13 protein-coding genes are annotated in these 12,750 nt (G+C 45.3%); 7 read left to right on the plus strand and 6 right to left on the minus strand.

Translation table 11 applies throughout. From position 1 onward, the window contains the following. The first annotated feature begins 11 nt into the window (after positions 1–11). Positions 12–1,034 (plus strand): YeiH family protein, encoded by a 1,023-nt coding sequence (locus ACESTD_RS01255; RefSeq protein ID WP_373158600.1) that lies wholly within the window; start codon positions 12–14, stop codon positions 1,032–1,034. 301 nt (positions 1,035–1,335) lie between these two features. On the opposite strand, the gene ACESTD_RS01260 is transcribed toward ACESTD_RS01255, so the two are convergent. Beyond that, on the minus strand, positions 1,336–1,929 hold the full coding sequence (locus ACESTD_RS01260; protein ID WP_009038128.1) for a hypothetical protein: 594 nt from the start codon (positions 1,927–1,929) through the stop codon (positions 1,336–1,338). Positions 1,930–2,089: 160 nt separating this feature from the next. On the opposite strand from ACESTD_RS01260, the gene ACESTD_RS01265 reads away from it, so the two are divergent. From ACESTD_RS01265 to ACESTD_RS01280, 4 genes are all read left to right on the plus strand, one after another. Beyond that, positions 2,090–2,434, plus strand: coding sequence for a helix-turn-helix domain-containing protein (locus ACESTD_RS01265; protein ID WP_005831772.1), 345 nt, complete (start codon positions 2,090–2,092; stop codon positions 2,432–2,434). A gap of 129 nt (positions 2,435–2,563) precedes the next feature. Beyond that, entirely contained in the window at positions 2,564–3,079 is a 516-nt protein-coding gene (locus tag ACESTD_RS01270; protein WP_022401984.1) for an RNA polymerase sigma factor, read from the plus strand. Then, positions 3,060–3,584 carry a hypothetical protein gene (locus ACESTD_RS01275; RefSeq protein ID WP_005832693.1) on the plus strand — a complete coding sequence of 175 codons (525 nt, stop codon included), beginning with the start codon at positions 3,060–3,062 and terminating at the stop codon, positions 3,582–3,584. Before ACESTD_RS01270 ends, ACESTD_RS01275 begins: the two co-directional genes overlap by 20 nt. 6 nt (positions 3,585–3,590) lie before the next feature. Then, entirely contained in the window at positions 3,591–4,301 is a 711-nt protein-coding gene (locus ACESTD_RS01280; protein WP_005832692.1) for a DUF4252 domain-containing protein, read from the plus strand. Between the two features lie 67 nt (positions 4,302–4,368). On the opposite strand, the gene recA is transcribed toward ACESTD_RS01280, so the two are convergent. From recA to ACESTD_RS01295, 3 genes are read right to left on the minus strand one after another with little or no spacing between them, the layout of a single operon-like run. Continuing rightward, on the minus strand, positions 4,369–5,406 hold the full coding sequence (recA, locus tag ACESTD_RS01285) for a recombinase RecA (RefSeq protein WP_005831765.1): 1,038 nt from the start codon (positions 5,404–5,406) through the stop codon (positions 4,369–4,371). Positions 5,407–5,424: 18 nt separating this feature from the next. After that, positions 5,425–5,871 carry a thioredoxin-dependent thiol peroxidase gene (gene bcp / locus ACESTD_RS01290; RefSeq protein WP_005831763.1) on the minus strand — a complete coding sequence of 149 codons (447 nt, stop codon included), beginning with the start codon at positions 5,869–5,871 and terminating at the stop codon, positions 5,425–5,427. A gap of 52 nt (positions 5,872–5,923) precedes the next feature. Further along, on the minus strand, positions 5,924–7,117 hold the full coding sequence (locus ACESTD_RS01295; RefSeq protein WP_005831761.1) for a saccharopine dehydrogenase family protein: 1,194 nt from the start codon (positions 7,115–7,117) through the stop codon (positions 5,924–5,926). 195 nt (positions 7,118–7,312) lie between these two features. Here ACESTD_RS01295 and ACESTD_RS01300 point away from each other — a divergent pair, with 195 nt between their 5' ends. Next, positions 7,313–8,104 (plus strand): META domain-containing protein, encoded by a 792-nt coding sequence (locus ACESTD_RS01300; protein WP_005831757.1) that lies wholly within the window; start codon positions 7,313–7,315, stop codon positions 8,102–8,104. 81 nt (positions 8,105–8,185) lie between these two features. Here the strand turns inward: ACESTD_RS01300 and ACESTD_RS01305 are convergent, their stop codons facing one another. Beyond that, entirely contained in the window at positions 8,186–8,761 is a 576-nt protein-coding gene (locus tag ACESTD_RS01305) for a Crp/Fnr family transcriptional regulator (RefSeq protein ID WP_005831755.1), read from the minus strand. 53 nt (positions 8,762–8,814) lie between these two features. Beyond that, on the minus strand, positions 8,815–10,215 hold the full coding sequence (locus tag ACESTD_RS01310; RefSeq protein ID WP_061411738.1) for an MATE family efflux transporter: 1,401 nt from the start codon (positions 10,213–10,215) through the stop codon (positions 8,815–8,817). Between the two features lie 444 nt (positions 10,216–10,659). Between ACESTD_RS01310 and dnaK the strand changes: the two genes are divergently transcribed. After that, complete coding sequence (gene dnaK / locus ACESTD_RS01315; RefSeq protein ID WP_005831748.1) at positions 10,660–12,579, plus strand: molecular chaperone DnaK; 1,920 nt, start codon at positions 10,660–10,662, stop codon at positions 12,577–12,579. The last annotated feature ends 171 nt before the right edge of the window (positions 12,580–12,750 follow it).

Here is a 12,750-nt window from a genome sequence, read left to right on the forward strand (position 1 = left end):
AAATAAACAGTATGGCTTCAAATCGAGTTTTGGCTAAAAGCATTAATATGCCTTTTCTTCAAAGTAATAATAAATTTATTTATGTATCTCTTCTGGTTGTCCTCTCCTTCTTTCTACTGCTGGATTATGTGCCCGGTATGCATGCCTATTCGGCGTGGGTCACTCCACCGTTGGCGTTGTTCTTGGGGTTGGCCTTTGCATTGCTGTGTGGGCAGGCACATCCGAAGTTCAATAAGAAGACTTCAAAGTATCTATTGCAATACTCTGTTGTAGGGTTAGGATTTGGAATGAATCTGCAGGCTTCCCTGGCTTCGGGCAAGGAGGGAATGGAGTTCACGATTATTTCTGTAGTGGGGACATTGCTCATAGGCTGTCTCATAGGGCGTAAGTTCCTGAAAGTGGACCGTGACACTTCCTATCTTATCAGTTCCGGTACGGCTATCTGCGGAGGCAGTGCCATTGCGGGTGTGGGGCCGGTGTTGAAGGCAAAGGATAGCGAGATGTCTGTGGCATTGGGCACCATCTTTATATTGAATGCCATTGCATTGTTTGTTTTCCCGGTGATAGGCCACGCTTTGAACATGAGCCAGCATGAGTTCGGCACATGGGCGGCCATTGCCATACATGATACGAGTTCGGTAGTGGGGGCAGGTGCCGCATATGGCGAGGAGGCCCTGAAGGTGGCAACGACTATAAAGCTGACACGTGCCTTATGGATTATTCCTTTGGCTCTGGTAACTTCGTTCATCTTTAAGAGTAAGGGACAGAAAATCAGTATTCCCTGGTTCATCTTCTTCTTTGTGCTGGCTATGATTTTCAATACTTATGTGCTGGGGACTACCGAAACGGGTGCCATGATTGGGGAGGGAATCAATTCTTTGGCCCGCAAGACGCTGACTATCACTCTGTTCTTTATCGGTGCCTCTCTGTCACGTGATGTACTGAAGGCAGTAGGCATCAAGCCCTTGATACAAGGCACCTTGTTGTGGATAGTGATTAGTGTGAGCACGTTGGCATATATCTACTTGTTCTGATTGCATCGGTCTGGCAGTTCTTGAAGTATAACTTCCGGTTGAAGAAGTCGGTAGGATTTTTGCAACGTATTTCTTTCCTCATTGGATATATAGACGAATACACATCTCGGGATAACCGGGGTGTGTATTTCTTTTAATATCCTTCCCCATTGACGCCGGACCGGAGCAAGTGGAAGCCAAGTTATGATACCTTTTGCTTCCAGCATTGCTTTTGTCCTCGGTTCGGCGTGCTGACCAGTTAATACAATGTTCCAGAAATGTGGTTCTTTCAGCTGTTTTTTTATATCTTGAGAAGTCATAGTTAGTTCACTTTTTTGATGATAAAGTCGAAAGAGGTGAAGAATTGAGGGTGCTTACCGATAGATATGGGAAGAATAATGGTAATGGAGGAATTCCTCCCTTTCCTAATCTCTTTCTTGTTGTATATTCGAGAGTTTGCTTTATTTGCCGTATAAGTTGTCACGCCAATCTTTTGGCTTGTTTCTGCTTGACTTTTTATAATTGCAAAGGGAGTTTCCGCTTCTGCCAGTATGGGGTATTTGACTTCTGAGGTTCTTCCGTCCACAATGAATTGCATATTTTCCCAGTTTATTCGGATATCTTCTGAAGAGTTGTTGCGAATTATAATTTCCCATTGGGAGTCGTTTGGAATAAACTTATAAGTAACCCCATCTTTTGTATACTCTAATTTCCCTTTTTGGTTCTCCAGCCATTTAAAGGATACTTGGCATCCCGCATCAACGTATTGTGCAGATAAAGTGGTTGGAAATAGGAGAAACAGCAAAATGGCCAGCTTATTTTTCTTCTTATATTTCCGGTAGTCATTGTATATCCATAGCATAATAAAAATAATGCCGATAGGGATGGCTATGAGAATACATGTCAGTAAATTCATGATAGCAGATATTATTTGTTTGTTTATATGAATATGTTGCAAAAGTATCATAAAATATTTGATAAAACAAACGAATTATGAATAAAAAGAACGATACATACAGACAAATTGGTATTGGTGTTCCTTATAATATGAATGATTAATTTGTACCTTCATATAAATGGAAAAAAGTAATATATACATCGGAGAGATAATCAAGAACGTGATGCTTGAACAGCAGGTTACCAAGGCGGAACTTGCACGAAGACTGAAAGTTAAGCCTCAAAGTGTAGACTATATGCTTACGAGAAAAAGTATTGATACGGATACGTTGTATAATGTCTCACGTGCCTTGAACTACGATTTTGCTTTGTTGTATTCCATTCATAAGGAACAGATAAATTATGATACGTTAGAGCAGGAATACAGACTCTCCACAGCGAAGGTGTTGGTGGAGCTTGAGCTGAAGCCTGAAGACATTGCAAAATTGAATCTTAAAAAGCGGATTGCTGATGTCTTGAAATAAACGCACTCTTGGGCTGGTGCTATTGGTGTTTTCATTTTTTTTCCATTTTTTCTTCCTGGCCGTGTAACAAAATCCTTTCCTCCTACGTCTGAAGGGTATAAACAGGAATCTACTATTGATAAATAGCCCATGGACGCTGAAAGTTTTAAAAAAGAGTTTCTGCCATATCATCGCAAGTTGTACTGCATAGCTTATAGACTATTGGAGAATGCTGCCGATGCTGAAGATTTGGTGCAGGAAGCTTATCTGAAGTTGTGGGACAAGCGGGAAGGACTGGCCATTATCAGTAATCCGGAAGCATTCAGCGTTACTCTGGTGAAAAATATGTGCTTTGATTTGCTTCGTTCGGGAAAGTATACTTTGAGCAGACAGAGTGTGGAGTTGGCCGAAGTGCATAATATGTCTCAAGCAGATAACTTTGAAGTGAGGGATGAAGCGCAGCAGGTAAGGCACATCATTGCCCATCTGCCGGTGCAACAGCAGAAAATAGTAACGTTGCGTGATGTCAAGGGATGTTCTTATGAAGAGATAGAGCAGGTCACGGGATTGAATGCTACCAATGTCCGTGTACTGTTGTCCCGGGCAAGAAAAAAGATACGTGAGGAATTTAATAAATGGAGTAACTATGAAAGTCGAGGAAATTGAAAGGCTGCTCGCCGAATTTTATGAAGGGAATACCAACGAGCAGGAAGAAGAGTTGTTGAAGGAAGCTTTCAGAACCGAAGAAGTGCCCGAGCACTTGCAGAAGGACAAGAAACTCTTTCTCAGCTTTTTTCCCGGGGAAGTGGTGGATAATGTTCCCGCCGGATTGGAGGATAAACTGAGCCGGATGATTGATGAAAAGGCTGAAGAGGAACAACGTTTTTTCCACCGGAACAAGGCCAAACGTAATTGGCGCTGGATAGGAGGTATTGCTGCCACCATTCTGGTTCTTGTAGGTGTAGGTTATGGCATTACGAACATGGGAGAGGATATGCGTCCTCCTACACCTCAGGACACTTTCTCTGATCCGGAAGCTGCTTATAAGGCATTGCAGGCCACTTTAATCGAGGTGTCTGCGAATCTGAACAAGGGAATTGAACAGATAGAGGAAACGCGGATAGACGTAACGAAGGTGAACCAGGAAGTAAGAAAAGAAATTCAACAATAATCTGATATGAAAACAATGAAAATGATTTTGGCAGGTGTACTGCTGATGTTGCCTTTGCTTTGCCAGGCACAGAAGAACCTATTCAACAAGTATGGAGATATGAAAGGCGTGTCGTCCGTCTACATATCCAAGGCAATGATAGAAACGAATCCCAACTTGTTTACTAAAGATGTTTATATTGGGAAAGTGTCCGGACAGTTGAACTCTGTGCAGGTACTTTCTACAATGGATAATAATGTAAAGAAAGAAATGCGTAAGGATCTTCGTTCTTTGGTGCAGTCTTCCAGATATGAATTGCTGATGAAGCAGAAGGGAACAGTCTCCAGTTCTGAATTCTACATGAGCCGTAAAGGGGAAAAGGTGAAGGAGCTGATTATGATTGTAGATGGTGCAGCTACTCTGAAATTTGTTTATTTGGAAGGTGATATGACTTTGAAGGATATACAGAATATCATGATGTATCAGAATACCAGCTGGAATGGTAACAATGTGAATATACAGCTTCCGGATATAAACTGGGCTGAGATAGAGAAGCTGAAGAACCGCGATTGGCTTGGAGAATTGAAGCATTCGCAAGAACTGGCATTGAAAGGGCTGGAAAATGTAGCCAAGCTGAAAGACAACAAGTATCTGAAAGAACAAATGGATACCGATACATGGAAACGTTTTGAAAAAAGTATGGAGGCTTTGGAAGAACGTTTGGAAAAGATGGAATAGGAAGCGGTAACCTTTTAGGGAAACTTGCCAATAGAATGTTTTGTTTTTCTATTGGCAAGTTTTTTTGTTATTTGTCTTTTCTCAATTCTGCAAAGATAAGCCCTTCCAGCTCTTCTGCCAGTTCCGGATTGTCAAGGATGACCTGCTTGGCGGCGTCGCGTCCCTGGGCAATTTTCGTCTCGTTATAGCTGAACCATGAGCCGCTTTTCTTGATGATGCCAAGCTCTGCACCCAAGTCAATGATTTCGCCTGCACGGGAGATGCCTTCACCGAACATGATGTCGAATTCCGCTCTACGGAAAGGAGGAGCTACCTTGTTCTTCACAACTTTCACTTTGGTCTGCTTGCCGATTACTTCATCGCCGTTCTTGATGGCTTGGCTTCCACGGATGTCAAGACGTACGGAGGCATAGAACTTCAGTGCATTACCGCCGGTAGTTGTTTCGGGATTGCCGAACATGACACCGATTTTTTCGCGCAACTGGTTGATGAAGATACAAGTGGTGCGTGTTTTGCTGACAGCTGCCGTCAGTTTACGCAAGGCTTGTGACATGAGCCGGGCTTGCAGACCTACTTTGTTGTCACCCATATCGCCTTCAATTTCAGCTTTCGGGGTCAATGCAGCCACAGAGTCCACTACAATGATGTCAATAGCGGAGGAACGGATCAGTTGCTCTGCGATTTCCAGTGCTTGTTCGCCATTGTCCGGCTGTGATATCAGCAGATTGTCCACATCCACACCCAGTTTTGCTGCATAGAAGCGGTCGAAAGCATGTTCTGCATCAATGAATGCGGCAATGCCTCCTGCCTTTTGCGCTTCAGCGATGGCATGAATGGCAAGGGTTGTCTTACCGGAAGATTCCGGGCCGTAAATCTCGATGATACGTCCGCGGGGATATCCTCCCACACCAAGAGCCACATTGAGGCCGATGGAACCTGTGGGAATAACTTCTACTTGTTCGACGCTTTCGTCGCCCATTTTCATGATAGAGCCTTTACCAAAGCTCTTTTCTATCTTGTCCATGGCAGCCTGCAAGGCTTTCAGTTTTTCGCCCGATGCCAGATTGCTGCCATTTTCAAAATTCAGTTCGTCTTTTTTTGCCACGTTGTTAATGTTTAATGATTATAAAATTTGTGCCGCATGGTCTTTGGTCTTCACTTCTTTCGGAGTGATGATACGCTCTACAATACCTTCTTCATTAATGATGAAAGTTGTGCGGAACGTTCCCATATATTTGCGGCCATACATGCTTTTTTCGCCCCATACTCCGAATTGTTCTACCAGCTTCTTGTCGGTGTCTGCAATCAGGGTAAAAGGCAGATTGTTTTTCTCAATAAATTTCTGGTGTGACTTTTCGCTGTCCACACTGACGCCGATGACTTCATAACCGGCTTTGCGCAGGTCGGCATAATTATCCCGCAGGTTGCAGGCTTGTGCCGTGCAGCCGGATGTCATGTCTTTGGGGTAGAAGTAAAGTACAATCTTCTTTCCCTTATAGTCGCTCAAGCGGATTTCTACACCTTTTTCGTTGATACCCAATACTTCGGGTGCTTTATCTCCTATATTCACTTTGTTAATGTTTAATGATTAGTGGATAATGATTAATGTTTAATCATTAATTTCAAACTTCCAAGTCTCCGTCGATAATCTCATGCCAAGGCAGGCCTTGTTTGTTGAGCTGTTCCATGAACGGGTCCGGATTGAATTCTTCAACATTCCATACACCCGGTTTTTTCCACAATCCCTTGAGGAACATCATGGCACCAATCATGGCGGGCACACCGGTGGTATAGCTTACGCCCTGCATACCGGTTTCCTTGTAGGCCTCCTGGTGGCTACAGTTGTTATATACATAGTAGGTACGCTCTTTGCCATCCTTTAGTCCGCGGATGCGGCAACCGATGGATGTTTCGCCTTCGTAGTTTTCGCCCAGGTCTTGCGGGTTGGGGAGGACGGCTTTCAGGAATTGCAGCGGAACAATCTTCATGCCGTTATATTCCACTTCGTCTATGCGTGCCATGCCGATGTTCTGGATAACGCGCAGGTGGGTTAGATACTCTTGTCCAAACGTCATCCAGAAGCGTGCACGCTTGATGGTGGGGAAATTCTTCACCAGAGACTCCAGTTCTTCGTGATAAAGCAGGTAGGAGTCGCGCGGACCGATGTTCGGATAAGTCAGGTCTTTGTGGATTTCCAGCGGCTTGGTTGTCACCCATTCTCCGTTTTCATAATAGCGGCCGTTCTGTGTAATCTCACGGATATTGATTTCCGGATTGAAGTTGGTGGCGAATGCTTTATGATGATTTCCGGCATTGCAGTCTACGATGTCCAGATATTGTATTTCGTCAAAATGATGTTTGGCGGCGTATGCAGTATAGATGCCGCTCACTCCCGGGTCGAAACCGCAACCGAGGATGGCGGTCAGTCCGGCATCTTCGAAGCGTTTCTTATAGGCCCATTGCCAACTGTATTCAAAGTGGGCAACATCTTTCGGCTCATAATTGGCGGTATCCAGATAGTTGACTCCACTTTGCAGACAAGCCTCCATGATGGTGAGGTCTTGGTAGGGGAGGGCTACGTTGATGACGATTTCGGGTTTGAAACTATTGAAGAGTGCTACCAGTTCGTCCACGCTGTCGGCATCTACCTGGGCGGTTTTGATGTTCGGGTTACCGATTGCCTTGACAACAGCGTCACATTTGGACTTGGTGCGGCTGGCTATCATGATTTCTGTAAACACATCAGGATTTTGAGCCACTTTGTGCGCAACAACGGTACCTACACCGCCTGCACCGATAATAAGAACTTTACCCATTTCTTTGTACTATATTATTATATTAGGTTTATAAAAAATACGGAGAGCAAATATAAGGGTTAATTCTTAGATAAACATTAAAATCCTGCTAAATACTTTGGGGCAAATGCTTCAAATATTAAACAAATTACTTGCATTTGGGTTATTTTCTATATATTTGCCCCTTGAATAAATTAACTTAAACAACGAATAACAATGAAAAAAGTATTTGTTTCCCTATGTATGGCAAGCGTGTTGATGGGCTTGTCTTCTTGTGCATCAACCAAAAATGCCGCAACTCTTTCTTCCATCAGCGGTGAGTGGAATATTATTGAAGTGAATGGTACTGCCGTAGTCCCTGCTCCGGGTCAGGAATTTCCCTATATCGGTTTTGACACAAAGACTGGAAAAGTATTTGGCAACAGTGGTTGCAACCGTATGATGGGTTCGTTTGACGTGAATGCCAAGCCCGGCACGATTGACCTTGGCGCTTTGGCAAGTACCCGTATGGCTTGTCCGGATATGACTGTAGAAAATAATGTGTTGTCGGCTTTGAACAAAGTGAAAAAGTATAAGAAGCTGGGAAAGGAAAATATAGCTTTATGCGGTGCTTCCAATCGTCCCATAGTCGTGTTGCAGAAGAAAGAGTCCGTTTCCAAGTTGTCTGATTTGGAAGGAAAGTGGATAATTAGTGAGGCTGCGGGCGAGGCTATTCCCGACGGAATGGAGAAGCAGCCGTTCATTGAATTTAATATTGCAGAAAAGCGCTTGCACGGCAATGCGGGTTGCAATCTGATTAACGGCGCTTTCCAGGTTGATGATGAAAACCCGTCGGCAATCTCTTTCCCGCAAGTTATCAGTACCATGATGGCATGCCCTGATATGGAGGTGGAAGGCCGTGTGCTGAAAGCCTTGAATTCCGTTCAGTCTTTTGGCAAGCTGGCAGGCGGAGGCATCGGGCTGTACGATGCTGACAATAACCTGGTGATGGTGTTGGTGAAGAACTGACAAGATAGGTTGAAATAAAAAAGGCTCTTACAGAAATAATCTGCTAAGAGCCTTTTTTGCATCTTGACATAAAAAGGTCTTTTACTTTTTCTTTAATCCTGCGCGTATCCGGCTCAGGGATTGTGGAGTGATGTAGAGATAAGAAGCCAGATACTTGAGCGGTACATCCTGCAGCAGTTCCGGATTCTCTTCCATCAGCGTCATGTACCTTTCTTTGGCAGTGGGAGGGGTGCCGTAGGCTACTGTGGAACTGTCTACCGACAGAATTTCCCGCTCAAAGATTCTTCTGCCGAAGTTGGCCATGTCTATGGAATGCGAGAAAAGGGCTTCCAGCTCAGGCTTACTGATACAATAGGCGATGCTTTCATTCACCGATTCGATGTTGATGAGGGAAACCTCGCTGTCCACATATCCCCACGATGAGAAAGCTGTGTCGCCCGGTGCGGCGAACCAAAGGGAGTTTTCCGTGCCGTCTGTCAGGTAGTAGGCGCGCCAGATGCCTTTCTTCAAAAGATAGAAGTTGCTGTTCCTTTCCCCTTCGCTGATAATGAGTTCTCCCTTGCTGAAACGAACTTCTGCCATGTGTGACAGAAGTTCGTGCAAAGTGTTTTCCGGTAGTTTATACTTCTTGCAGAATTTCTTTATCATAGTTTCCATGCTGCAAAGATAGTGTAAACCGAAGACAGGACTTTTATGCTTGCATGAAAAAGTTATGTTGGGGTACAGCCCATCTTGTCTAAAGATACGGATTTTTCTTTATGCTCCTTTTTCCCGGATATGTAAATCACGAGGATAAAGAGGGTTGTCAGCATTTCTGCAAGAGGAGTGGCAAGCCAGATTCCCCGGTCTCCCAATAGCAGGGGCAGTCCGAAAAAGCAGGCTGTCAGCAGGATAAAACCACGCAGCAGGGTGATAACTGTGGCATACTTGGCACGCTCCACACTCTGGAAATAGCCGATGGATACGATGTTGACGGCAAAGAACACGAAGCCGGTGGCATACAAAGGCAACCCTTTTACCGCTATGTCATAAGCCGGATAACTGCGGTCTATGAACATGCCGACAATTTCAGGGCTGCAGAATATTGTGGTCAGGGCAAAACATACCCCGCAGCCTATGGCCGTTTTCAGTGCCAGCAAGTAGGCGCGGCGGACACGTTGGCTCTCGTTCAGGCCGTAGTTATAACTGATAATCGGCTGTGCCGACTGCGCAATGGCATTATATACCATAAATATAATAGGAAAGAAATAGCAGGCAATGCTGAATGCCGCCACTCCGTCTTCCTTCAAATAATGGATGAACACCTGATTGCCGACAAACATCATGCAGGCAATCGCCACCTCGCACAAGAAGGCGGAGGAACCCAATCGGCACATATAGCCAATGTTGCGGCGCATCAGTTGCATGCTTTTCCGGCTCATCTTAATGGGGTGGAAGCGCAGTGCGCACCGGCGGCGCATCAGATAGAATACTATCATCAATGCACCTACCGTGGTACCTATGGCACTTGCCAGTGCGGCACCGAACATTCCCCAGCCAAAGGGGAAGATGAACAGATAATCCAATAGGATGTTCAGAACGGCAGCCACCACATTGCACATCATGGCGAAGTTGGGCGAACCGTCCAGCCTCAGAAAAAACATTCCCGAATTGAGTAATGCTGTGAACAGAGAGAAAGGCACAAACCAAAGCATGTATTCCACAGCCAATGGCGTGAGCCGTTCGGACCCTCCGAGCAGCTTTACCACCTGCGGGGCAAATGAACAGAATAGGGTGGAGGTACACATCAGCAGCAAGGAAGATATGACTACAGACTGTGTGATGTTGATACGTGCCACCTTGACTTTTCCGTGTGACAGATGAATGGAGGCCACCACAGAGGCGCCGACTCCGAACATAAGTCCCACACCCGTAGAGAACAACCATAGCGGTGCCACAATGTTGACCGCCGCCAAAGCATCACTGCCAATTCCTTTTCCGACAAAGATGCCGTCGGTGATAACGAATAGTGCAGAGAAAATCATCCCCAGTACAGTAGGGAGCAATAGTTTGCGGAACAATGTCTTGATGTCCGTGTTCTTGAAGTCGATACTGTCTCTCATCTTTTCCATATTCATCTTATTTATTTCTTTATATGTGAAAACCAATCATTTCCGTTGCTGCGATTAAGCCCAATGTTAACTAATCCTTAATCGTTCCACCATGGTGGAACGATATTTCCCTCGTGGTGGAATGATATTTTCTCCACGGTGGAACAATATTTCCTCCATGGAGGAACGGTTAAAGGTATGCAAGGAAAATGATTAATGTTGTTCATGTTTTATTATCTCTGATTCGAGCGACAAAAGTAGAGCTTTTGAATGGAATGGAAATTAACAAATGGTAATTTCCGACAGAAAAAATGATTTTAATTCTGCCAAACTGACAGATAAACTGCCACAAGTATAAATCTGCGGCTGCTCTGAACAATTTGGCACAACGTTTGTCTTTTTATTGGCGTCTGCCACTGAGGCGGACGTCGAAACAGAATAATAACAAATAAAAAAATAACGATCATGGGAAAAATTATTGGTATTGACTTAGGAACAACAAACTCTTGCGTTGCAGTATTCGAAGGTAACGAACCTGTAGTAATTGCAAACAGTGAAGGTAAGCGCACCACTCCTTCAGTAGTAGCATTTGTTGATGGTGGCGAACGTAAAATCGGTGATCCTGCCAAGCGTCAGGCTATCACGAACCCCACCCGTACGGTTTTCTCCATCAAACGTTTCATGGGCGAAAACTGGGACCAGGTGCAGAAAGAAATCGGCCGCATGCCTTATAAAGTAGTAAAGGGTGACAACAATACTCCGCGTGTAGACATCGACGGACGTCTCTATACTCCGCAGGAAATCTCTGCAATGATTCTGCAGAAGATGAAAAAGACTGCCGAGGATTATCTGGGACAAGAAGTGACAGAAGCCGTAATTACCGTCCCCGCATACTTCTCCGACTCCCAACGCCAGGCTACAAAGGAAGCCGGACAGATTGCAGGTCTTGAAGTGAAGCGTATTGTGAACGAGCCGACTGCCGCAGCTCTTGCTTACGGTATTGACAAGTCTCACAAGGACATGAAGGTTGCCGTATTCGACCTTGGTGGTGGTACATTCGATATCTCTATCCTCGAATTCGGTGGCGGTGTGTTCGAAGTATTGTCAACCAACGGTGACACTCATCTGGGTGGTGACGATTTCGACCAGGTAATCATCGACTGGCTGGTTCAGGAGTTCAAGAACGACGAAGGTGCCGACCTGACTCAAGACCCGATGGCTATGCAACGTCTGAAGGAAGCTGCCGAGAAGGCTAAGATTGAGCTGTCCTCTTCTACCAGCACTGAAATCAACTTGCCGTACATCATGCCCGTAGGCGGTGTGCCCAAGCACTTGGTGAAGACGTTGACCCGTGCCAAGTTCGAGGCTCTGGCTCACAACTTGATTCAAGCTTGTTTGGAGCCATGTAAGAAGGCTATGAGCGATGCTGGTCTGAACAATGCGGACATCGATGAAGTAATCCTTGTAGGTGGTTCTTCACGTATTCCGGCAGTACAGAAGTTGGTAGAAGATTTCTTCGGTAAAGTTCCTTCCAAGGGTGTGAATCCGGATGAGGTGGTGGCCGTAGGTGCTGCCGTGCAAGGTGCCGTTTTGACGGACGAAATCAAGGGCGTTGTATTGTTGGATGTTACTCCGCTTTCTATGGGTATCGAAACTATGGGCGGTGTGATGACGAAGCTGATTGATGCCAACACTACCATCCCCTGCAAGAAGAGCGAGACATTCTCTACTGCTGCCGACAACCAAACGGAGGTTACCATCCATGTATTGCAGGGTGAGCGTCCGATGGCTGCACAGAACAAGTCAATCGGCCAGTTCAACCTGACAGGTATTGCTCCGGCACGTCGCGGTATTCCTCAGATTGAGGTGACATTCGATATCGACGCCAACGGTATCTTGAAGGTGTCTGCCAAAGATAAGGCTACCGGTAAGGAACAGGCTATCCGTATCGAAGCTTCCAGCGGTTTGAGCAAGGAAGAAATTGAAAAGATGAAAGCCGAAGCCGAAGCCAATGCTGAAGCAGATAAGAAAGAGCGTGAGAAAGTAGACAAGCTGAACCAGGCCGATTCTATGATTTTCCAAACCGAAAATCAGTTGAAGGAACTCGGCGACAAGCTCCCTGCCGACAAGAAGGCTCCGATTGAAGCTGCTTTGCAGAAGCTGAAAGATGCCCATAAGGCTCAAGACCTGGCTACCGTAGATTCTGCCATGGCCGAACTGAATACGGCATTCCAGGCTGCCAGTGCTGAAATGTATGCCCAGAGCGGTGCTCAGGGTGGTGCACAAGCTGGTCCTGATATGAATGCAGGGCAACAAGGCGGTGCTCAGGATAATACAAAGCATGGCGATAATGTGCAGGATGCTGATTTTGAGGAAGTGAAGTGATTCCGATAAGGATACAGATAATAAACAATAAGCAAAAGCGTGCAGCTCAATGAGTTGCACGCTTTTTGCGTTTATGGGGTTCATGGTTGCTATATGTTTTCTATGGGCTTTTTTATCTCTTATTTGCGACATGTTTGCGACAAGACAAAAAAGTAGATAATGTGGTACTTA

Origin of the sequence: Bacteroides sp. AR20, assembly GCF_964250605.1 — a bacterium.
Classification (GTDB): domain Bacteria; phylum Bacteroidota; class Bacteroidia; order Bacteroidales; family Bacteroidaceae; genus Bacteroides; species Bacteroides uniformis.